Source organism: Candidatus Jidaibacter acanthamoeba, from assembly GCF_000815465.1.
GTDB lineage: Bacteria > Pseudomonadota > Alphaproteobacteria > Rickettsiales > Midichloriaceae > Jidaibacter > Jidaibacter acanthamoebae.
On record NZ_JSWE01000193.1, the window covers coordinates 1 to 1,019 of the forward strand.

The 1,019-nt window shown below is 28.9% G+C and carries 1 protein-coding gene; it reads right to left on the bottom strand.

Translation table 11 applies throughout. The annotated features are described in order from the left end of the window. On the bottom strand, positions 1 to 274 hold a 274-nt coding region (locus NF27_RS09175; protein WP_039458675.1), incomplete at its 3' end, for a DNA-3-methyladenine glycosylase I. Positions 275 to 1,019: the final 745 nt, after the last annotated feature.

Here is a 1,019-nt window from a genome sequence, read left to right on the forward strand (position 1 = left end):
GTTTATTCCTTATTAGACCAGGATTTTTAAGTAAGTATTCAACTTGCTTTTCAGAAAAATTAGCTACCTCATTAGGTTCAAAATTATAAAATGCTTTTTTATAATTATTTCTCTTTTTTAATATGGTAAGCCAGCTTAATCCTGCTTGTGCACCTTCAAGAATTAGGAACTCAAATAGAGTATTATCATCATTAACTAGCACCCCCCATTCTTGATCATGATAATCAATATAAATTGGATGCTTCTCACACCATGTGCATCTAGTTATTTTCATAAAACTTACCCGGTAAAAATATATGCTTTCTATTTAGAGCAAAAACAAATTGTTTAAAATCTTTATAATATTTTATCAGATACTTGATTTCATATACACTCTATTATTTATTCAGCAAGGGGGACTTACCCCTAACCAATATGGGTTATAGATTTAGGTATACCTAAGTAAATTATTTTTTCAGCTAGAGAGCTAGAAATTCACCTGGAGATATAACCTGAGTAAAAATATTTTTCTTATCTGGAAAATTTTTTAAATTACCGATAATTAAATAGTCAGCTTTGACGGTAATGATACCGTGTTTGGAGTCAAATATATAACATTTGTGGGTTGTATTTAATTTTATGCTTAATAACATCCACCAAATGCTATATGAATTAACTTTCTTTTGTATTTCTGGACCATAATGCTGAACCCACCTGTATATTGTACTTAGGCATAGGTTTAATCCTCTCTCTCTCTTTCATCATCTAACTTAAATTACGATAACTGAGTTTATATCTAAGATACCCAGCGTACACATAATAATATAATCCCCCGTCATAGTGGCGCCATTTGAAATATACTTTTTCATATACATAATTATTAAGTTGCTTATCTTACCTTATACCTACTTTCATATTTCATTTCTCGCAATACTACCTAACATACTAGTATGCAAAGCATAATTGTTTACTTATATAAATTCATATTTTTCTACCTGTTAGGTAAAGTGATTAATTAAGTTTAACTTAAATTTCATATT